14 protein-coding genes are annotated in these 21,477 nt (G+C 70.7%); 6 read left to right on the forward strand and 8 right to left on the reverse strand.

All coding sequences use genetic code 11. From position 1 onward, the window contains the following. Nucleotides 1-95: 95 nt before the first annotated feature. Nucleotides 96-2,741 (forward strand): TIM-barrel domain-containing protein, encoded by a 2,646-nt coding sequence (locus ACIRHA_RS10850; RefSeq protein WP_403842849.1) that lies wholly within the window; start codon nt 96-98, stop codon nt 2,739-2,741. Between the two features lie 66 nt (nt 2,742-2,807). Here ACIRHA_RS10850 and ACIRHA_RS10855 read toward each other — a convergent pair whose 3' ends face one another. Continuing rightward, nucleotides 2,808-4,466 carry a cytochrome bc complex cytochrome b subunit gene (locus tag ACIRHA_RS10855; RefSeq protein ID WP_403842851.1) on the reverse strand — a complete coding sequence of 553 codons (1,659 nt, stop codon included), beginning with the start codon at nt 4,464-4,466 and terminating at the stop codon, nt 2,808-2,810. 105 nt (nt 4,467-4,571) lie between these two features. Beyond that, complete coding sequence (locus ACIRHA_RS10860; RefSeq protein ID WP_403842854.1) at nt 4,572-5,297, reverse strand: FadR/GntR family transcriptional regulator; 726 nt, start codon at nt 5,295-5,297, stop codon at nt 4,572-4,574. Nucleotides 5,298-5,595: 298 nt separating this feature from the next. On the opposite strand from ACIRHA_RS10860, the gene ACIRHA_RS10865 reads away from it, so the two are divergent. Further along, nucleotides 5,596-6,720: a CynX/NimT family MFS transporter gene (locus ACIRHA_RS10865; protein ID WP_403842857.1), complete on the forward strand. Its 1,125-nt coding sequence runs from the start codon at nt 5,596-5,598 to the stop codon at nt 6,718-6,720. A gap of 22 nt (nt 6,721-6,742) precedes the next feature. Here ACIRHA_RS10865 and ACIRHA_RS10870 read toward each other — a convergent pair whose 3' ends face one another. After that, nucleotides 6,743-7,318 (reverse strand): CGNR zinc finger domain-containing protein, encoded by a 576-nt coding sequence (locus tag ACIRHA_RS10870; RefSeq protein WP_403842860.1) that lies wholly within the window; start codon nt 7,316-7,318, stop codon nt 6,743-6,745. A gap of 82 nt (nt 7,319-7,400) precedes the next feature. Here ACIRHA_RS10870 and ACIRHA_RS10875 point away from each other — a divergent pair, with 82 nt between their 5' ends. Then, nucleotides 7,401-8,585, forward strand: coding sequence for an epoxide hydrolase (locus ACIRHA_RS10875; RefSeq protein ID WP_403842863.1), 1,185 nt, complete (start codon nt 7,401-7,403; stop codon nt 8,583-8,585). A gap of 87 nt (nt 8,586-8,672) precedes the next feature. Further along, entirely contained in the window at nt 8,673-10,139 is a 1,467-nt protein-coding gene (locus ACIRHA_RS10880) for an MFS transporter (protein ID WP_403842866.1), read from the forward strand. 37 nt (nt 10,140-10,176) lie between these two features. Here the strand turns inward: ACIRHA_RS10880 and ACIRHA_RS10885 are convergent, their stop codons facing one another. After that, nucleotides 10,177-10,689 carry a hypothetical protein gene (locus tag ACIRHA_RS10885; protein WP_403842868.1) on the reverse strand — a complete coding sequence of 171 codons (513 nt, stop codon included), beginning with the start codon at nt 10,687-10,689 and terminating at the stop codon, nt 10,177-10,179. Between the two features lie 212 nt (nt 10,690-10,901). On the opposite strand from ACIRHA_RS10885, the gene ACIRHA_RS10890 reads away from it, so the two are divergent. Next, the gene (locus ACIRHA_RS10890; protein WP_403844416.1) at nt 10,902-12,728 is read left to right on the forward strand and encodes an AMP-dependent synthetase/ligase; all 1,827 of its coding nucleotides are present in this window, start codon (nt 10,902-10,904) and stop codon (nt 12,726-12,728) included. Between the two features lie 26 nt (nt 12,729-12,754). On the opposite strand, the gene ACIRHA_RS10895 is transcribed toward ACIRHA_RS10890, so the two are convergent. After that, nucleotides 12,755-14,797: a pectinesterase family protein gene (locus ACIRHA_RS10895; RefSeq protein WP_403842870.1), complete on the reverse strand. Its 2,043-nt coding sequence runs from the start codon at nt 14,795-14,797 to the stop codon at nt 12,755-12,757. Between the two features lie 247 nt (nt 14,798-15,044). Here ACIRHA_RS10895 and ACIRHA_RS10900 point away from each other — a divergent pair, with 247 nt between their 5' ends. Beyond that, nucleotides 15,045-17,210 carry a DEAD/DEAH box helicase gene (locus ACIRHA_RS10900; RefSeq protein WP_403842873.1) on the forward strand — a complete coding sequence of 722 codons (2,166 nt, stop codon included), beginning with the start codon at nt 15,045-15,047 and terminating at the stop codon, nt 17,208-17,210. A 20-nt stretch (nt 17,211-17,230) separates the two neighbouring features. Here ACIRHA_RS10900 and ACIRHA_RS10905 read toward each other — a convergent pair whose 3' ends face one another. Genes ACIRHA_RS10905 through ACIRHA_RS10915 form a run of 3 tightly spaced genes read right to left on the reverse strand, consistent with a single transcriptional unit; the run spans nt 17,231 to nt 21,469 of the window. Further along, nucleotides 17,231-18,295, reverse strand: a complete 1,065-nt coding sequence (locus tag ACIRHA_RS10905) for an endo-1,4-beta-xylanase (protein ID WP_403842875.1) — start codon at nt 18,293-18,295, stop codon at nt 17,231-17,233. A gap of 45 nt (nt 18,296-18,340) precedes the next feature. After that, nucleotides 18,341-20,578 (reverse strand): glycoside hydrolase family 3 N-terminal domain-containing protein, encoded by a 2,238-nt coding sequence (locus ACIRHA_RS10910; protein ID WP_403842878.1) that lies wholly within the window; start codon nt 20,576-20,578, stop codon nt 18,341-18,343. A 45-nt stretch (nt 20,579-20,623) separates the two neighbouring features. Next, nucleotides 20,624-21,469 carry a carbohydrate ABC transporter permease gene (locus ACIRHA_RS10915; RefSeq protein WP_403842879.1) on the reverse strand — a complete coding sequence of 282 codons (846 nt, stop codon included), beginning with the start codon at nt 21,467-21,469 and terminating at the stop codon, nt 20,624-20,626. Nucleotides 21,470-21,477: the final 8 nt, after the last annotated feature.

Below are 21,477 nucleotides of genomic sequence, written 5' to 3' on the forward strand. Positions count from 1 at the left end.
CTTCAACCCTGACTCTCTGCGCAATGCTGCACGCGCGCAAGGAGTTTCACGCACAAGTAAACAACGACTGGTCGTTCTGAGCGGAGATGCACCTCATGCGAAGACTGCACCAACGGCAAGCTCATCGAAGAGCCCGCGCCCTGGCCGCCTGGACCACGGGGGCCCTCGCGGCCGCGCTCCTGGCCGCCCCGGCGCACCAGGCGGGCGCGGCCACCCCGGGCAGCGGCGTGCTCGACACCGACCACAAGAGCGTCACCTGGCAGAGCCCCACCTACGCGTCCGGCACGGTCGACGACCCGAAGAAGTGTCCGACGCCCGCGGACGATCCGGACGGCAAGACCTGCGACCGATTCGACCTCAAGGTCTCGGTCCCTGACGGGTATTGGAGCGACAACCCCGAGGGCGGTGTGCCGGTCTCGATCGAGTGGGCGAAGCAGCCCAAGGACGACTTCGACATGTACGTCTACGACGGCGCCGGCAAGCAGGTGGCGTCGAGCGCGGGCACCGCCGACCCGGAGGCGACCGTCATCCCGCGGGCGGACGGCACGTACCACGTGGTGGTCGTCCCGTACGACGTGCACGACAACTCCTTCGTCGGCAAGGCCTACCTGCCCGAGACGACGGACGCCGGGGACCTCACCTCCTTCAAGGGCGACGACGGCAGCTACACCGTCGCCGCAGGGGAGCTGAAGGCGAAGGCCGAGTTCCTGAAGGGTGGCGGGCTCCACCTCCAGGCAGATCCGTCGGGTGAGTTCAGCGACCCGGCCGCCGGGCAGATCGTCCGCAAGCAGCCGGCCGTCGACCCGCACACGACATCCTTCGACGCGGGCGCGTACCACGGCATCCGGTCCGCCGACGCCGTCCTGCGCGTCTACAAGCGGCCCCTGCGCTTCGGCCTCTACAAGGCGGACAACAAGACCCGGATCTGGCAGGAGGACAGGCCGCTGCGCTGGTCCACCGGCGGGATGCGGCAGAGCCTGGAGCGCGGAGCCGACGAGCAGTTCTTCGGCGGCGGCGAGCAGAACGGCAGCTTCTCCCACCGCGACAAGACGGTCTACGTCGCCAACAACACCGACTGGAACGAGGGCGGTTACCCCAACTCCCAGCCGTTCTACCTCTCTTCGGCCGGTTACGGCGTCTACCGCAACACCTTCGCCCCCGGCGTCTACGACTTCGGCCCCTCGGTCCACACCGGCCAGCAGGAACGCCGCCTGGACGCCTACTACTTCCTCGGCGACGCCAAGCGGGTCATCGGCGCATACACGGGCCTGATCGGCAAGCCGTTCATGCCGCCGGTCTACGGCCTCGAACCCGGCGACGCCGACTGCTATCTGCACAACGCCAACCAGGGCGAGCGCCACACCCTCGACTCCCTGAAGGTCGCCGACGGATATGTGAACCACCAGATGCCGCTCGGCTGGATGCTGGTCAACGACGGGTACGGCTGCGGCTACGAGAACCTCGCCGAGACCGCCAAGGGCCTCCAGGACCGCGGCGCCGAGCTCGGCCTGTGGACGCAGGACGGTATCGACAAGCTCGCCGACCAGGTGAAGGCGGGCCAGCGCGTCGCCAAGCTGGACGTCGCCTGGGTCGGCAACGGCTACGGCATGGCGCTCGACGCCTGCGACAAGGCGAAGGCCGGCATCGAGGACAACAGCGACGCCCGCGGCTTCGTCTGGATGCCGGTGTCCTGGGCGGGCGCCCAGCGCTGCGCGGTGCTCTGGTCGGGCGACCAGAAGCTGTCCTGGGACTTCATCCGCTGGCAGATCCCGACGTACGCGGGCGCCACGATGTCCGGCATCGCGTACAACACCGGTGACATCGGCTCGATCTACTCGCACGACGCGAAGATGTACGCACGTGATCTCCAGGCCAAGACGTTCCTGCCCGCCGTCATGACGATGGACGGCTGGGCCCGCGACATCACCACCGGCGAGAAGATCAACCAGCAGCCGTGGGTGGACGGCGAGCCGTACACCTCCATCAACCGCAAGTATCTTCAGCTGCGCGAGCGCCTGATGCCGTATCTCTACACGCTGGCAAAGCAGGCGTCGGACACCGGCGTCGGCGGCGTACGGCCGCTGTGGCTGGAGTACCCGAAGGACGCCAACACCCTTGGTGCGCAGGCCAAGTACGAGTACCTGGCGGGCGACGACTTCCTCGTCGCGCCCGTCTACAAGGACTCCGACACCCGCGACGGCATCTACCTGCCGAAGGGGACGTGGACGGACTACTGGACGGGCAAGCAGTACAAGGGCCCGACCACCCTCGACGGCTACCACGCCCCGATCGACACGCTTCCGCTCTTCGTGAAGTCCGGGGCGATCGTGCCGATGTGGCCCAAGGGCACGACGTCGTGGAAGAGCCGCGACAAGAGTCAACTCGGTTATGACGTCTACGCGTCGGAGCCGGGCCACAGCGCGTACACCCTGTACGAGGACGACGGGGTGACCCGCAAGTTCAAGGAGGGCGCGTCGGCCACGCAGCGGGTGACCGTGGACACCGGCAAGCAGGACTCGGTCATCAATGTCGGCGCCAGCAAGGGGCGTTACGCGGGCAAGGCGGGTACACGCGCGTACAGCTTCACCGTGCACGACGACGGGGCCCCGGAGCGGGTGTCCGTGAACGGCCGCCCGCTGCCTGGGAGTTCATGGTCGTACGACGAGAAGACACATGTGACGACGGTCCGCACGGCGGTACTGCCCACGGACAAGGCGTTCACGGTGCGACTGAGCGGCTGAGCGGCTAAGCGGCTGACGGGAAGGGGGCCGGCCCATGTGTGTGGGCCGGCCCCCTCTCGTACACGCTCAGTCCACCCGCTCCGACTCGTGCCACCCCGAGTGCAGCGCCCGGTACTCCTCGGTCGTCGCCTTCGGCACATAGGTGCCCGGGCCGAACATCGCCTTGGCGAGCCGCGCCCGCACCCGCTGCCGGACGGTGAACTTCCGCTCGACCCCGTTCGCGTCGAACCGCGGGCCCAACTCGTAGGCCGCCGGCTGCTCGTGCTGGTTGAGGGTGTACAGCTCGGCGCGCGTGAGCGGCTCGTGGACCTCGATGAACTCGCCGTGCGGCAGTCGCCTGATCGTGCCGGACTCGCGGCCGTGCAGCGCCTTCTCGCGGTCGCGGCGCTGAAGACCGTTGCAGATCCGCTTGGTGACGCTGAACGCGAGGACGGGCGCCACGAAGACGCTGATGCGTACGAACCAGGTGATGGCGTTGATCGACAGGTGCAGTTTCGTCGCGACGATGTCATTGCCGCCGCCGATCAGCAGCACCCCGTACAACGCCAGCCAGGCCACGCCGATGCCGGTCCTGGCCGGCTTGTTGCGCGGGCGGTCCGCCACGTGATGCTCGCGCTTGTCGCCCGTGATCCACGACTCCAGGAACGGATACACCGCCATGAACGACAGGATCAGCGGGAACAGCGTGAACGGGATGAAGACGCCCAGTTGCAGCGTGTGGCCCCAGGCGTTGATCTCCCACGCGGGCATCACGCGGATCAGCCCCTCGGAGAAGCCGAGGTACCAGTCGGGCTGCGCGCCCGTCGTGACGAGATCCGTTCTGTAGGGGCCGAAAGCCCACACCGGGTTGATGGTCGCCACCGCGCCGAGGACCGCGAGCACCCCGAAGACGAGGAAGAAGAAGCCGCCGGCCTTCGCCACGTAAATGGGGAAGAAGGGGGCTCCGATGACCTTCTTCTCGCTGCGTCCCGGCCCCGCGAACTGGGTGTGCTTGTGGTAGAAGACCAGGATCAGATGGAGCGCCACCAGGCCCAGCATGATGCCCGGCAGCAGCAGGATGTGGATCGGATAGAGCCGGGCGATGAAGTCGTCGCCGGGGAACTCCCCGCCGAACAGGAACATCGCCAGGTACGTGCCCACGACCGGCATCGCGAGCACGGCGCCCTGCGCGAACTTCAGGCCGGTGCCGGACAGCAGGTCGTCGGGGAGCGAGTAGCCGGTCAGGCCGGTGATGATGCCGAGGAACAACAGGGTCCAGCCGAACACCCAGTTGAGCTCGCGCGGCTTGCGGAACGCGCCGGTGAAGAAGACGCGCATCATGTGCACGGTCATGCCGGCGACGAAGACGAGCGCCGCCCAGTGGTGGATCTGGCGGATCAGCAGCCCGCCGCGCACATCGAAGCTGATGTGCACCGTCGACTCGTACGCCTGGGTCATCGTGATGCCCTTGAGCGGTACGTACGAGCCGTCGTAGACGACTTCCCGGGTGCTGGGGTCGAAGAAGAGGGTCAGGTAGACGCCGGTGAGGATGAGGATGAGGAAGCTGTAGAGACAGATCTCGCCGAGCATGAAGGACCAGTGGTCAGGAAAGACCTTGCGCATCTGGGACTTGGCGAGTTGGTAGATCCCGAGCCGGCCGTCCGCCCAGTCGGCGAGGCGTTCACCGGAACCCGGGGGGTCGGGACGGCGCCCGTCGTCCCGGACGCGCTCGCTGTCATCGCTCATGCGACTCCCCCTCAAGGCCGTTGAGGCTCCCGTCAGGGTAGAGCGCGCGGTGGTGGCACCGACAGAGGGCGACGAGCAGTCAATTGCCCCTCGTGCAACGGAGGTTCACCTTCCGCCGGCCGAATCCGGCGCTCCGCCCGCCGACTCCGACCGGCCGTCGGCCGCCATCCGTTCCATCGCCGCCTCGACGGTCCGCGTGTGCGCCCAGGCCGCCTCGGCCGCCGCCCCCGGGTCGCTGCGCGCGATCGCGTCGGCCAGGTCGTCGTGGGAGCTCGCGCCGGGCAGCTCCGGCGTCCAGCTCGGGCGCAGCGAGGCGATGGTGTCGCGCACCGACTCGACGATGCTCTCGTACAGCTCGATCATCAGCGGATTGCCGCTCGCGGCGACGACGGCCCGGTGGAACTCCACGTCCTTCTCGACGTACGCGGCCGGGTCCCCGCCCTCCTCCGCGCGGTGCCGCGCGAGCAGGGCGGACAGGATGCGGGCGAGGTCGGCCTCGCCGCGGTGCGCCGCGGCGGCGGGCGCCGCCTCCCGTTCGATGGCGAGGCGCACCTGGAGGATGTGCTTCAACTCGGCGCGGCGCAGGCGGCGTTGGAGCGCGGCGTTGAGGTCGCTCGCGGCGCGCACATACGTCCCGTCGCCACGCCGCGCCTCCAGGAGGCCGGTGTGGCACAGGGCGCGGACGGCCTCCCGCACGGTGTTGCGGCCGACGCCGAACTCCTCGACGAGCCGCCCCTCCGCCGGGATCCGGTCACCGACGGCCCACTCGCCGCGTTCAATGCTCCGCTCGATCCGGCCAATGGTGCGCTGGACCAGGGTGGGTGCGGACACGGGGTGACCTTTCTCGCTGTGCGGGGGCGGGATCAAAAATATCCCATGTATAGGGAGGGTGGCCAGCCCTATCTGGCCTACTTCACACCATTATGCCCATAGCAAGCGGGCCGACTGGGCAGAAACATGGGATGTTACGTTGGTTCGTATGCCGCAGAGTGACCCAGCCCCCGTATCCACACCCGCACCTGGCGTGACGCCCCGGGGCTCTGTCCCGGACCCCGCTGGCTCTCGTCCGACGGCGGGGCTTAAAACGCGCGGCGGAGCCCTCCTCGCCGCCGGCGTCCTCCTCATCGCCATGAACCTGCGGCCCGGCGTCGTGTCCGTCTCGCCCGAGCTCGACACGATCCGCCGCTCCACCGGGCTCAGCGGCTCACTCGCGGGGCTGCTCACCACGCTGCCGATCCTCTGTTTCGGCCTCCTCGCCCCCTTCGCGGCGAAGCTCTCGCGTCGCATCGGCATGACGCGGGCGCTCGGCGCGATGATGGCGCTGCTGACGGCGGGCATCGCGCTCCGCCTCGCGCCCGGCCTGCCCGCGCTGTTCGCGGGAACCGTGCTCATCGGTGCGGCGATATCCCTGTCGAACGTCCTGGTGCCGAGCGTCATCAAGCGCAACTTCGAGCGCCGCACCGGGCTGATGATGGGTCTGTACTCGGTGGCCCTGTTCTGCGGCGCCGCGCTCGCGGCCGGGGTGACCGTGCCGCTCGGGGACGCGCTCGGGCTCGGCTGGCGCGGGGCGATCGGCGTCTGGGCGGTGCTCTCCGCGCTCGCGCTCGCCCTGTGGGTGCCCCAGCTGCGCCGCGCGGACGCGCCGCCCGCGACGGCCCCGGGTGCCACCGACTCCCGTACGCCGCTGCGCCGTTCACCGCTGGCCTGGAAGATCACGCTCCTGATGGGCCTGCAGTCGTTGCAGTACTACGCGTGTGCCGCATGGATCCCGGCGATGCTCACCAGCCAGGGCATGGACGGTACGCAGGCGGGGTGGATGCTGTCCGTGATGAGCCTCGCGGGCATCGCCGGATCCCTTGCCTTCACGGCGCTCGTCGGCAGGTCGTCGAACCAGGTCGCCCTCTCCCTCACCGGCTCGGTGCTCGTCCTCGGCTCCGTGCTCGGCCTGCTGGTGGCGCCGGTCGGCGGGGCGTACGCGTGGATGCTGATGCAGGGCTTCGGCTGCGGCCTGCTGATCAGTACGGCGCTCGCCGTGATCGTGCTGCGCTCCCCCGACGCGGCACGTGCCGCGGAGATGTCCGGCATGGCGCAGAGCGTGGGCTATCTGCTCGCCGCCGCGGGCCCGTTCCTGCTCGGCGCGCTGCACGACGCGACGGGCGGGTGGACGGTGCCACTGGTGATGCTCGCGGTGCTGTGCGTGCCGATGGGACTCGCGGGCATCGGAGCGGGGCGGTCCCGCCAGCTGGAGGCGTGAACCGCCGGGCCGGCGGGGGCGATCACTCCGCCGAGCCGGGGCTCTTGCGCCGGCCGGCCTGGAAGCGCGCCTTCTTCTGGCGGTTCCCGCACGTGTTCATGTCGCACCATCTGCGGGTGCGGCTCTGGCTGGTGTCGAAGAAGGCTGCTTGGCAGGTGGGTGACGCGCACAGGGCCAGCCGTCCGTCCCGCTCGCCCGCGATGATGCCGATCGCGTCGGCGGCGATCACGCTGAGGGCGTCCTCCACGCCGGCGTCCGAGCCGAGCCGCCATCGCCGCTCCCCCTCGGGCGTCAGGACGGCCGCGGCCCGGCCCTGAACGCTGCGGTCGTTGATGACCTGGACAGCGGCCGCGGGGAGAGCGGCCTGGAGCGCGGCCGCCGTCGCGGCGGCGTGGATCGACTCCCTCAGTTCCCGGGCGAGATCGAGCTGGGCCAGGGAGCAGGAATCCACGGCGAGGCCGTTCACCGCCAGCCAGTCGATGAGCCGTTGCGGCACGGGAATGCGCTCCACCGACTCGCCCTGACGCTCCGTCAGGGTCGCCGTGAAGCTGGTCGCCAGCACCTTGCCGAGGCGGAATTCAGGGAACCGAGCACTCATGGAACCACCTTAGGCGGTTGCAGGGTGGATCGGAGAACTGCTAGAACCGTCTTAGACGGTTCCGCTAAGGCCAGGAGGTCTCATGACCCGCCCGAGCAGTGACGTGCAAGCAGATGTGCAAGCGTTTGAAGCCCACGCAAGCGACGCCGAGCTCGACGATCTGCGCGCGCGACTGGCGGCGGCGCGGCTGCCGGAGGCCGAGACGGTCCAGCGCTCCGGCCCCGGTCCCCGCCGCTGGGAGCAGGGCGTTCCGCTCGCCGACCTCGTCGAGGTCGTGCACTACTGGCGCACCGGGTACGACTGGCGGGCGTTCGAGGACCGCCTCAACCGCATCGGCCAGCTCCGTACGACCATCGACGGCCTGGGCATCCACTTCCTGCACCGCCGGTCCCCGCGCGCGGACGCCGCGCCGCTGCTCATGACGCACGGCTGGCCGGACAGCGTCGCCCGGTTCACCGATGTCGTGGACGAGCTGGCGGATCCGAAGGACGCGGACGCGCCGGCGTTCCACGTCGTGGTGCCCTCGCTGCCGGGCTTCGGCTACAGCGACAAGCCGGCCACCACCGGGTGGGGCACCGAAAGGATCGCGGCCGCGTGGGTGGAGCTGATGGGCCGGCTCGGCTACGGCACGTTCGTGGCCCACGGCGGCGACTGGGGCGGGAACATCACCACGGTCCTCGGCGGCAGGTTCCCCGCGCAGGTCCTCGGCATCCACACCACGTTCGCGGAGGGGCCGCCCGGACTGACCACGGACGGGCTGACGGCGGTCGAGCGCGAATGGGCCGAGGAGACCCGCGACTTCTGGCTGCGCCGCGCGGCGTACGCGAAGCAGCAGGCGACCCGGCCGCAGACCATCGGCTACGCGCTCGTCGACTCACCGGTCGGGCTTCTCGCCTGGATCCTCGACAAGTTCGCCGAGTGGACGGACACCGAGGACAGCCCGTTCGAGGCGATCTCCATGGACCGGATCCTTGACGACGTCACCCTGTACTGGCTGACGCGGACCGGCGCGTCGGCGGCCCGCATTTACTACGAGAGCCACAACTCGCTCGATCCCGACCTCCGGGTCGACGTCCCCGCCGCCATCACCGCGTACCCCCGCGACGTCGAGAAGTGCCCGCGCCCGTGGGCGCAGGAGCGGTACCGGCGGATCGTCCGGTGGAGCGAGCCCGAAATCGGGGGACATTTCGCGGCGTTGGAGGTTCCGGAGTACTTCGTCGAGGACCTGCGGCAAGGCCTCGCGGCCGTACTGGACGCCAATCGGTGAAGACGTGGCGGCCTACCCGTTGACCTGCGCGCAAGCCTCTGCAAAGTTAGCAAGCGCTTTCTCGCCGCTCAGCGCCCAGGGGACCCCATGTCGGATTCAGCCGCTCCACCACGCATCACCACCGAGACCAAGGGCCGCGCGCTCTTCTCGGGGCACTACACCCACCTGTGGGGCTTTCTGCTCGCGGGCTGGCTGATCAGCTACGCGGACCGCACCGTCACCGGTCCTGTCGTCGCGTGGATGATCGAGAACAAGGCGGGCTTCATCGGTGACGCCTCCAACCCGGCGACGCTGGGCGGGCTCATCGGCTCGATGTTCTTCACCGGCTACATGCTCACGCAGTACGCGGGCGGCCGGCTCGGCGACCGCTACGGCCACCGGGAGATGCTCGTCGTCTCCCTGCTGTGGGCGGGCCTGCTCACCCTCGTGTCGGGCCTGACCGGCGGGCTCATCGGCTTCGTCGTGGCGCGTGTGCTCACCGGGCTCGGCGAGGGCGTCTTCTACTCCAACGACCGTGTCCTGGTCATCAATCACACGCCCGCGGCCCGCCGCACCATCGGCCTCGGCGTCGTCCTGTCCGGCCTGTCCATCGGCCTGACCGTCGGCATCGTCGCCACCCCGCACCTCATCGACTGGGGCGGCACCCTTGGCATGGGCGGCCGTGCGTGGAGCATGCCGCTGTACGTGTTCGGTGTCGTGTCGCTGCTGGTGGCCGGGGCGACATGGGCGTTCTTCCGGGGGCGCGGCGACCGGCCGCTGCGGCTCGGCCCGCCCGCCCTTCGCCTCATCGGCTACTCGATCCCCGCGGCCGTCGCGATCCTCGTCCTGTTCCTGTTCGCCGACGAGTTCAGCTGGCCGGACTGGCTGACCGCGATCGGCTCGGGCGTCCTGTTCCTCATCATGGTGACGATCGTGATCCGCGGCATCGTGCGCACGGGCCGCAGCACCCAACTCCTCAACCGGAACGTCTGGTTGATCTACATCGGCTTCATCGCCGTGATGTGGAACCTGTGGTTCTTCTCGTTCTGGTCGGTGCAGATCGTCGCCGAGGCCGCGCACAGCAGCCTGGGCGCGGCCGCCCTCACCGCGGCGTTCAACGCGGGCGCGGGCATCATCGGCTTCCCCGTCGGCGGCTGGATCGCGGACCGGCGGGTGCGCGCGGGCAAGGGCCGCAAGCCCCTCGCCGTGACGTGCGCGGCGGTGCACACGGTGCTCGCGGTGGCGTTCGGCATCAGCGTCCTGAACGGCGACCCGTCGCTGCTGCTCCTCGGCCTGATCCTGTTCTGCTCGGGCCTGTTCTTCAACGCGCTCCAGCCGATCGTGCACAGCATCCTCGGCGACCTCGCCCCGGAGAAGGACCGCGGTTCGCTCTTCGGCCTGTTCAACCTGGTCGCGGAGATCGGCGCGGTGGCCAGCCCCGTCGTCAGCGGTGTGCTGCGCGACGCGACGGGCAGCTGGGCCGCGGGCGTGTTCACCGCGGCCGGTGTGATGGCCGTGGCGGTCGTCCTCTACACGCTGGTGAAGGAGCGCATCCCGGAGGCCGCCGCCACGTGAGCCGGTCCGGGCCGGTCCGGCCCGGTCCGTCGCGGGCTCAGCAGCCCTCGCGGATCGGGTCGATGGTGACCTTCGCCCGGTCCTCGTCCCCCTGCACCCTGCCGTAGACCGTGGAGTTGACCCGGTACCAGCGGTCGTCGGCGGTGCGCTTGCCGTTGACGTCGTCGAGGCGGACGCACCAACGCTCGGACCGCAGGACCCGCGTGTACTTCTCGGTGCCGCGGCGCACCTTGTGGCAGTCGCGGACCTTCTTCGTCGTGTAGTAGGTCTTGGTGCGGCCGTGGCTGCGCTTGGTGTGCCGGACCTTGCGGGTGTCCGTCCCGCACTTCTTCACCAGGTGCGCCCGGGTGGCGCGGGTCGTGCGGCGCGGCATGTGCCGTACCCCGTCACGCACCCCGGTCACCTTGTCGTCGTGCTGCTCGATCGACTGGCTGCCGGCGGATCCGCCGCCGCCGTGCACCGAGGCCGACTTCTCCGTTCCACCGCCGCAGGCCGCGAGCGCGACCACCAGCACCATCGTCAGTCCGGCCAGGGTCGGGCGCCGCTTCACGGAGATCGCTCCTCTAGATGTACATGCCATTGGGAGCGAGCAGCGTATCGGAAGCGACAGCACGGCCGATCACCCACGCCCCGCCGGTGGCTGTCGATTCGTTATGCAACTCAGGGGCGAAAAGTTCCCCTTGGATGTAGCTTGCCGTTCCGACGCATTCAGGTTGAATCGTCAACACGGTTTGCCTACCAGAGGGAGCGATGAGCAGTCCCATGCGGCAACTCGCAGTGCCCCGCCTGGCGCCTCCGTTGGAGTCGGGCGGACTTGCCGACTCGGTCTTCAGCGCCGCGCTGGAGGACCCGCAGCGCCCGCAGTTCTCGCTACTCCGGGACGACGGCCAGGCGCTGGAGGTCAGCACCTCGCGGTTCCGTGACGAAGTGACGGCCGTGGCCCGCGGCTTCCTCGCCGGCGGGGTCGGCATGGGCGACCGGGTGATCGTGATGTCGCGCACCCGCTACGAGTGGACGCTGATCGCGTACGCGCTGTGGAGCCTGGGCGCCACGGTGGTGCCGGTGTACCCCACGTCGTCCACCGAGCAGGTGCGGTGGATCCTCCAGGACACGGAGGCAATCGGGGTCGTCGTCGAGAACGAGCACAACGCGATCACGGTGGCCGCCGCGTACGGCGCCCGTACCGAGCTGACCCGGCTGTGGGAGCTGGAGTCGGGCGGGATCCAGGCGCTGATCGAGGCGGGCGCGGCGGTGCACCCCGACGCGGTGCACCAGTTGCGGGCCGGCGTGCTCCCGCAGGACCCCGCGGTGATCTGCTACACCTCCGGCACGACCGGGTCCCCCAAGGGCTGCGTCACCACCCACCGCAATATCGCCGCCGGGGCGGACACCATCCTGACGGGCTGGGGCGAGCTGTTCGGCCCGCCCGGTGAACAGCCGTCCACGCTGGCCTTTTTGCCGCTCTCGCACTGCTATGGCCTGGTCCAGGTGGTCACCGCGGTCCGCGGCGGCGGCAAGGTCGCGCACCAGCCGGACGCCTCGCCCGGCGCGCTGCTCCCCGCGCTCGCCGCGTTCCGGCCCACGTTCCTGTACGCGGTCCCGTACATCTTCGAGCGAGTCTTCGCCAAGGCACGTGTCAGCGCGCAAGAGAGCGGCCACACCGCCCTGTTCGAGCGGGCCGTGCGGTCCGCGATCCGGTACGCGGCGGCGATGGAGCGGCACGCCGCGGGGGTGGGCGCGGGGCCGGGCCCCCGACTGCGTCTGACGCACAAGGTCTACGACCGCCTGGTGTACTCGAAGGTGCGGGCGGTGTTCGGCGGCCGGCTGCGCAGCGTGGTGTCGGGCGGCTCGCCGCTCTCCCGCGACCTCGCCCTGTTCTTCGAGGCGTGCGGCCTCCCGGTCTACAACGGCTACGGCCTCACCGAGACGAGCTCGGCGGTCACCGCCCAGCCGCCCGGCGCGCCACGGCCCGGCACGGTCGGCAAGCCACTGCCCGGCAACGCCGTGTTCATAGCCGACGACGAGGAGATCTGGGTGGCCGGCGATGTCGTCTTCGCCGGCTACCACAACAATCCGAAGGCCAACGAGTCGGCGCTGCGCGACGGTTGGCTCGCCACCGGCGACCTGGGGCACCTCGACCCCGACGGCCATCTGGTCATCACGGGCCGCAAGAAGGACATCATCATCACGAGCGCGGGCAAGAGCCTCTCGCCGCAGACCCTGGAACAGGAGCTGTGCGCCCACCCCCTGATCTCGGGATGCGTCGTGATCGGCGACAACAGGCCCTTCGTCACCGCCCTGGTCACCCTCGACCCGGAGGCCCTCGCCAGCTGGCAGGGCCTCAAGGGCCGCGCCCTGGGCTCCCCCGAGGAGGCGGTCACCGACGAGGAGCTGCGCGGCCACATCCAGCGTGCCGTGCGGCGGGCCAACTCCCGTGTCTCGCGCGCCGAGTCAATCCGCGCCTTCCGTATCCTCCCGCACGAGTTCGGCGCCACCCAGGGCCTGCTCACCCCCTCGCTGAAGCTGCGCAGGACCGCGATCATGGAGACGTACGCGCAGGAGGTCGAGGAGCTGTACGCGGCGCGGTGAGCGGCGCCGCGTACACCTCCCACCCGTCAGGAGGCCGTCGGCGTCCAGTCACCCAGCCAGTCCGCGACCTCCTGCTGCGCCGCCTGGGCGTCGCTCAGCTGCGGCCGGTCGGCGCTCGCCGAACCGGCCCCGGCGCCGGTGTTCTTGTGCTCGGCGAACCGGTCGTCCTTCCACGAGAAGCCGCCCATGTCGGTCCACGGCTTCGCCTTGATCGCGGCGCCGAGCGTGGAGTTGCGTACGGTGGCCTGCGGGTCGAGGGAGGCGTCGCCGCCCGCGTGCCAGTTGCGGCCGAGGTGGAAGCTGCCGGCGGAGACGTCGCCGCCGATGGTGGTCCGGTTGACGAGCAGGCCCTTCTTGCCGCCCGCGGTGCTCGGCGCCATCACGTACCCGGCCGACGTGCCGTCCCAGCGCTTCTTCAGGGTGATCACGGACTGGTCGATGACGGCGGTCGCGCCGCCGAAGATGAAGTCGACGTTGCCCACGACGTACGAGTTCTTCATGTAGACGCGCTTGCCCGCGCCGTCGAGCAGCAGCGTGTCCTGGTCGCCGCTGGTGCTGACCGAGTCGAGGAACACTTTGTCGGCGCTGGTGCGCAGCGCGACGGCCTGCGCGGCGATGGAGGTGTCCTTGCTCTCGTCGTAGTCGTTGCTGACACTCAGGTTGCGCAGTTGGGTGTCGGCGGCGAGGACGGTGACGGTGGCGCTGCCCGAGGTGCCGTACGTCGATCCGTCCGGCTTCTTCGACCCGGCGGCGTGCCCTTCGACGAGCACGGTGGACGTGCGGCTCGAACCGGTGCCGACGATCGTCACGTGCGGCTTGTTCGCCGGGACGGTCACGGTCCCCCGGTACGTGCCGGGCGCGACCTTGATGTCCACGCGCGCGGTGTTGTTCGCGGGCACGGCGTCGACGGCGGCCTGCACCGTCTTGTACTGGGCGCTGCCGTCGGCGGCGACGATGAGTGTGCTCGCGGCGGCGGCCTTCGTCGTCGTACTCGTGGTGCCGATCGAACTCCGGGGCCCCACCCCGGACTTGAGCAGCCCCGGTACGTCCGCCGCCCTGTCGAGCGTGTAGGCGTAGAAATCCGACGGCGTGAAGGCGCTGCCGCCGCTCTCGTTGCGCCCGCTGGTGCCGGAGAAGACGCTGCCGCGCTGCACGAGGGTGGCGGTGTCGTCCTTGATGACCGGGTTGTTCACGCCCTGGAAGTAGCTGTTCTCCAGGACCATCCTCGTCCTGCCGCGCGAGTAGTTCCCGTACGAGGACGTGATGTCGGTGTCCGGGTCGTCCTGGAGGTAGTTGTTGTAGAGGTGCGCGTGCGCGGCGTTGTCGGTGGAGGGGTTGCGCTGTTCCGTCTCGCGGATCCAGTTGTGGTGGATGGTGATGTCGGTGACGACGTTCTCGGTCCAGCCGATGCCGAAGGCCTTGTTGTCGTTGCTCAGCTTGTTCCAGGAGACGGTGACGTTCGTCGAGTCCTTGCGGACGTCGATCAGCCCGTCGGCCATCCTGCGCAGGTCGTTGTGGTCGATCCACACGTGGTGCGCGCCGTCCATCTGGACGGCGTCGAAGTCGTGGTCCTTGTCGTTCCAGATCCCCTGGTAGGCGTCGCGGATCGTCAGGTTGCGGATGATGACGTTGTGCACGCCGGTGCCGAGGAAGAAGCCGCCGCCGACGATGTGCCCGGCGGTGCCCGCGCCCACGATGGTCTTGTCGGAGGCGACCTTGATCTCCTTGCCGACGGGGTCCATCGTGATCGCGCCCGCGACCACGATGACGTAGGGCTTGCTCGCGGTCGCGTACTTCTCCAGGTCGGCCAGGGTCTTCACGGTGACCGTCTCGCCGCCGCGCCCGCCATACGTGCCGTCCTGGCCCTGCGCGTCGACGGACGCGAAGCCGTCGGCGGTGTCGTCGGCCCATGCGGCGGCGGTCGCGGCGCTCGCCGAATCCGCTCCGTCCGCGCCGAGGAACCCGCCGCCGTAGGCGAGGGCGGCCGCGGCGGCGACGACGAGCGGGGCGCCCGCGAGGAGGACGGTTCGGGGTCTGCGGTGCCGGGGCTTGCCACGGGTGTCGCTCATCAGCTGATGCACTCCGTACGTGGTGGGGGAACGCGTGCCGGGTGGCACGTGCCGGAATGCTGTCGCCGCGGGTGGTGGGAAAGGTTGCCGGTGCATATCAAGCCCCGCTCTTGGACGAGAGCCAGCGGGGTCCGGGGCAGAGCCCCGTGACCGCAACCCCGTGAGACCGCCAGGCCCGCTGTCACACCCCGATGCGAAGATGCGGGAACCGGCCGGAGCCGGACTCGGCACGAGAAGGGCGGGCCCGATGGGACGCAGTGAGCGGGAGGCCGTCGCCGACGGTTCACGCCTCCACGCCGCCGTGCGCGGCCTGCTCGACGACCACGCGCGGGCCGTCCAGAGCGTGCGGGACGCCCTCGCACCGCTCCTCGACGAGTCGGTCGCCCGCGTCCTCGACACCATGCCCGTGGCGCGGCTCCAGGAGGCCACGGACGGGCGGGTCCGTGTCGGGCTCGTGGAGCGGGCCGGGCTGCGCACGGTGCGGCAGGTCCTCGACGCGGGGCCCGGTCGCCTCACCCAGATCCACGGAGTGGGCCCGCAGACCGCGACGCAGCTGCTGGCCGCCGCGGGCCGGCTCGCCGAGCGCGTCCGGCAGACGGCCGCGGTGCCGCTCGACGTGGACGAGCCCGAGCCCCGGACGACCGCGCTGGTCACGGCGTTGCACGTGCTGGTGGAGGCGGGCCCCGACGCGCGGCACGCCGTCGACGCCGCGAGGGGCATCGCCCGGCGGCTCGGACCGCTGCTCGACGAGGCGCGGCCCGCGGCGGGGCGGCTGCGGCTGCTGTTCACCGGGCGGGCGCGGCGGACCCGCGCCCTCGACGCCGCCGAGCAGGTGCGGGCCGTCGTCGCGGAGGCCGAGCGGGCGGGCACCGGGCCGCTGTTCGCGCAGGCCTCGGTCGACCTGCTGCGCGGGCCCGCGACGGACGTGGCGGCCTGGGTCGACTTCGAGGTGCGCTCCGCCGAGTACTACAGCGTGCTCGGCGAGATCTCCGGTCTGTCGCCCGACAAGGACGCCGCCGAGGGCTTCCTGCCCGCCGACATCGCCGAACAGGTGCGGACGCAGCAGCTCGACGAGTCGCGGCTGCGGGTGTCGCTGCGCGGCTACCAGGCGTTCGGGGCCCGCTTCGCGCTCGCGCGGCGCCGCGCGCTGCTCGGCGACGAGATGGGGCTCGGCAAGACGGTCCAGGCCATCGCCGCACTGACCCACCTGGCGACCGAGGGGCAGAGCCACTTCATGGTCGTCTGCCCGGCGAGCGTCCTCGTGAACTGGACGCGGGAGATCGAGTCCCGCAGCGCGCTGCGCGTCCTGCCGGTGCACGGCCCGGACCGGGGCGAGGCGTTCGCCGACTGGAAGGGCCGGGGCGGTGTCGCCGTCACGACGTACGACGCGCTGCGCGGGCTGCCCGCACCCGGTGGCGGCGAGCTGGGGATGCTCGTCGTCGACGAGGCGCACGCGGTGAAGAACCCGGAGACGCTGCGCTCGCGGGCCGTCGCCGAGTGGGCGGAGCACTGCGAGCGGGTGCTGTTCATGACCGGCACCCCGATGGAGAACCGCGTCGGGGAGTTCCGCAACCTCGTGCGCGTGCTGGATCCGGCGCTCGCGAACCGGCTCGACGAGGAGGACGGCCTCGCCGGGTCCGTCGCCTTCCGTACGGCGGTCGCCCCCGTCTATCTGCGGCGCAACCAGGACGACGTACTGGCCGAACTGCCCAGCCTCCAGCACACGGACGAGTGGGAGGAGTTGAGCGAGGCGGACGGGGCCGCCTACCGGGAGGCCGTCGCGTCCGGCAACTTCATGGCGATGCGCCGGGCCGCGTACGCGCGCCCGGCGGAGTCCGCCAAGCTGGAGCGGCTGCGCGAGCTGGTCCGGGATGCCGCGGAGGCCGGGCTGAAGGTCGTCGTGTTCTCCAACTTCCGCGATGTGCTCCGCGCGGCCCAGGGCGCCCTCGACACGGAACCGCCCGTCGGCGGACCGGTGTTCGGGCCGCTCACCGGCAGCGTGCCGCCCGCGCGCAGACAGCAGCTCGTCGACGAGTTCGCGGCCACGGAAGGACCCGCCGTCCTCGTGTCGCAGATCCAGGCCGGTGGCGTCGGGCTCAACATCCAGGCCGCGTCCGTGGTGATCCTGTGCGAGCCGCAGATCAAGCCGACCCTTGAGCACCAGGCCGTGGCGCGGGCGCACCGCATGGGCCAGGTCAGATCGGTGCGGGTGCACCGCCTGCTTGCCACCGGCGGCGTCGACGAGCGCCTCGTGAAGATACTCGCCGACAAGTCCCGGCTGTTCGACGCGTACGCCCGGCGCAGCTCGATGGCCGAGGCGACGCCGGACGCCGTCGACGTGTCCGACGCGGAGATCGCGCGCCGGATCGTCGAGGAGGAGCAGGCGCGCCTGGGCGTGGCGGCCGAGGGCTGAACCGTCTGCCCATCAACCCGTCAGTCGGTCAGGGCCTTGCGGAGTGCGTCGTAGGCCGGCTTGTGCCGGAGGTTCTCGTCCCAGGGCAGGGCGGCGCCCTCGCCGTCGAAGACCGCGGGGATCCACGAGTGCTTGTCGGAGTAGCCCCACAGCGTGATGCCGACGCAGCGCTTCACGGCGAGGCAGGCGTCGGTCACCTGGCCGTACCAGTCGGCCTGTTGGGCCAGCTTGGTCGCGTCGGCGGGGAGGAGCATGCGGATGTCGAGCTCGGTGATCGCGACGTCGACGCCGAGACCGGCGAAGCGCTGGATGTTCTGCCGCATCTGGTACGGGAAGCCGTACTGGAGGGCGAGGTGGGCCTGCATGCCGAAGCCGTCGATCGGCACACGGTCGGCCTTGAGCTGCTTGATCAGCGCGTAGTACGCGTCGGACTTCGCGCCCGTGCCCTCGACGTTGTAGTCGTTGAGGTAGAGCTTGACCTTGGGGTCGGCGGCGCGGGCCCAGCGCAGGGCGTCGGCGATGTAGCTGGGGCCGAGGGTCTTGTAGAAGATGTTCTCCCGGTAGGTGCCGTCCTCGTTCATGATCTCGTTGGCGACGTCCCAGGCGAAGACCTTGCCGCGGTAGTGCTTGACCACCTTGGTGATGTGGTTGCGGAGGATCGAGCGGAGCTCGTCGGCGCTCCAGGTGCCGGAGGTCAGCCAGTCGGGCAGCTGGCTGTGCCACAGGAGGGTGTGGCCGCGGACCTTGAGGCCGTTGGCGCGGGCGTAGTCGACGATCTCGTCGCCCGCGGTGAAGTCGAAGACGCCGCGCTGGGGTTCGGTGGCGTACCACTTCATGCCGTTACCGGGTGTGGTCTGGCCGAACTCGGTGCCGAGGAGCTTCGCGTACGGGGTGTCGGCGAGCTCCGGGTTGTCGACGGCGGAGCCGAAGTAGCGGCCCTGGGCGCGGGCGAGGTCGTGGAGGGTGGCCGTCTTCTTGCCGTTGGACGCGGATGCGGATGCGGACGCCGGGGCGGCGGCGAGGCCTCCGACGAGCAGGGCCGTCGCGACGGCGAGGGCGGCGGATCTGGTGCGGTTCGAGCGCATGGCGGGTCTCCTCAACTGGTCGTCATTCATGGATGGTTGAGTACGTCACTTGACGCGCATCTCGCAGCGCATCCGGCGGTCGTGACCCACCTCGCGGACCGGCCCCGTCAGGGTGAGCGGCACCGTGTGGTGGACGTGCTCGCTGGACGCTGCGACGCGGAGTTCGAGGGCGCCGGGTTCGACGACGCGGCGGCCGTCGGCGCCGGTGTACGAGGCGAGGTCGGCCGGGAACGTGGCGTGGACCTCGGCGGAGTCGCCGGGGTCGAGGGGGACGCGGGCGTAGCCGACGAGCCGGGCCTCGGGGCGGGCGACGGTGCCGACCGGGTCGTGGAGGTAGAGCTGGACGACCTCGGTGCCGGGGCGCTCACCGGTGTTGCGCACGGTGAGTTTCAACGCCACCTCGCCGTCGGTGCCGAACTCGGGTGCCTCGCACTGCGGGGCGTCCCAGGCGAACGTGGTGTACGAGAGTCCGTGGCCGAACGGGTAGAGCGCGGTGGGGTCGATATTGCTGGGACCGCCGTGCCGGCCGAGCGGCGGGGCGAGGTAGGCCGCGGGCTGGCCGCCGGGGGTGCGCGGCACTCCGATGGGGAGGCGTCCCGACGGTTCGACGCGGCCGGACAGCACGCCCGCGACCGCCGCGCCACCCTCCTGGCCGGGGAAGAAGGCCTGGACGACGGCGGCCGCCCGGTCCGCCCAGCGGCCGAGCGCGTAGGGGCGCCCACTGAGGACGACGATGACGGTCGGCACCCCGGAGGCGAACGCCTCATCGAGCAACACCCCTTGCCCATAAGGGAGTTCCAGGTCTTCGGCGTCGCAGCCCTCCCCCGACGAGCCGCGTCCGAACAGGCCCGAACGGTCTCCCACCACGGCCAGGCAGACGTCGGCGCGCGCGGGGTCGGCCACGAACTCGGCGCCCGGCAGCTCCGCGCGCAGCGCCTGCGCGAAGGTCGGGATGTCGACGCCGGTGGCCAGTTCGGGGTGGTTGACGCCGACGTGGCGCGGGAACGTGTAGCAGCCGAGCATCGCGGCCTGTTCGTCGGCGAGGGGGCCGACGAGGGCGACGCGCAGGCCGGCCGCCTCCGGGAGTGGCAGCAGGCCCGAGTCGTTGGCGAGGAGGACCACGGACTCCTGCGCGACCTTGGCCGCCAACTCCCGCATGTGGGGCGGGTTCAGGTCGACCGGTTCCGCCGAGGGCTCCGGCTCGCCCTCCGGGTCGAGCAGCCCCAGTTCGCACTTCTGCGTGAGGACGCGCAGCGCCGCCCGGTCGAGGTGTTCGTCCGGGAAGCTCTCGCCCGTCGCGAAGCAGTGGGCGGCCGGGAGTTCGACGTCGACGCCCGCCGCGAGCGCGATCCTGCCCGCCTCCGCCTCGGACGCGGCGACCCGGTGGGCGGACTCCAGGAACGCGATGCCGAAGTAGTCGGAGACGAGTGTGCCGCCGAACCCCCAGTCGTCACGCAGGAGTTGGGTGAGCAGTTCGCTGTGCGCGTGGGCGGGCAGGCCGTCGATGTCGTTGTACGCGGCCATCACGGAGCGGGCGCCGCCCTCGCGCAGCGCCATCTCGAAGGGCGGCAGGATCACGTCCGCCAGTTCGCGCGGCCCGAGCGGGGCGGGCGCGTGGTTGCGGGCGGCGCGCGAGGCCGAGTAGCCGGCGAAGTGCTTGAGCGTGGCGACGATCCCGGCGGCTTCGAGGCCGCGTACGTAGGCGGTGCCGATGGTGCCGACGAGGTAGGGATCCTCGCCGATCGACTCCTCGGTGCGGCCCCAGCGCGGGTCGCGTACGACGTCGAGGACCGGGGCGAGGCCCTGGTGGATGCCGACCGCGCCCATGGAGGCGCCGATCGCCCGCGCCATCTCCGTGACCAGCGCGGGGTCGAAGGTGGCGCCCCAGGCGAGCGGGGTCGGGAACACGGTGGCCTGCCAGGCCACGAAGCCGGTCAGGCACTCCTCGTGGGCGAGCGCGGGCAGCCCGAAGCGGTTGCCGGCGCGGATGCGGCCTTGCAGGGCGGCGAGCCGGGCGGCGCCTTCGGTGGGGTCGACGGGGACGGTGCCGAAGGGGCGGGTGAGGTGGCCGAGACCGTACGGCAGGAGGGCGTCGAGGTCCGCGCTCTCGGCAGCGTACTCGTGCTGTCCGGGCGCCACGGCGGCCTCGGATTCGGAGCCGATGGAGGCGCCCAGCCACACGCTGGACAACTGCGCCGTCTTCTCCTCGGCGGTCATCCGGGCGAGCAGGTCCGCCGCCCGGACGTGGGCGGGAAGGGTGGTGTCCTGCCAGGGCTGAGCCATGGATCTCCTCAAGTGCGTGACACGTTGCGGTCGTTGGCAGGGCGGTCAGCCCTTGGTGGCGCCCATCGTGATGCCGCCGATGAGCTGCCGTTCGGCGACGGCGTAGAAGCCGAGCGCCGGCACCATCGCGAGGACGAGGTAGGCGAAGACGCGGGCGATGTCCGTGGCGTACTGGCCCTGGAACTGCTGGACGCCGACGGGGATCGTCCACCAGGTGGGCTGGGTGAACACGAGCAGCGGGAGCAGGAAGTTGTTCCAGCTCGTGACGATGGCGAGGACCGAGACGGTGCCGAGCGCGGGGCGCGCCATGGGCAGCAGGATCCGCCAGAAGAAACCGAACGGGGAGCAGCCGTCGAGGGTCGCGGCCTCCTCCAGCTCACCGGGGATCTCCCGGAAGAAGCCGCGCAGGATGACGATGGTCATGGGCAGCCCGAACGCGGCCTGCGGCAGGATCACGCCCCACGGGCTGTCGAGCAGTCCGAAGGTGCGCAGCAGGATGAACAGCGGCAGGATCGCCACGGCGAAGGGGAACATCAGGCCGACGGTGAAGAGAGTGAACATCAACTCCCGTCCCTTGAAGGCGAACCGGGCGAGCGCGAAGGCCGCGAGCGCCGCCGTGCCGACGGTGAGGACCGTGGTGCCGACCGCGATCAGCGTCGAGGAGCCGAGCATCCGCCAGAACGAGCCGGAGGCCAGGATGTCCGTGTAGTTGGACACGACCCACGGCGACGGAAGCCCGAAGGCGTTCCGGGACAGCTGGTCGGTGGACTTGAACCCGGACACCAGCGCGTACAGGAGCGGGGTGACCATGACGATGCCGACCAGCCACACGGTGACGTACAGCGGTGTGGAGCGCAGGCGTCGGCGCGCGCTGGGGCTGAGGGCTCCCATCAGGTGAC

It is taken from the genome of Streptomyces sp. NPDC102360, assembly GCF_044766085.1.
Classification (GTDB): Bacteria; Actinomycetota; Actinomycetes; order Streptomycetales; family Streptomycetaceae; genus Streptomyces.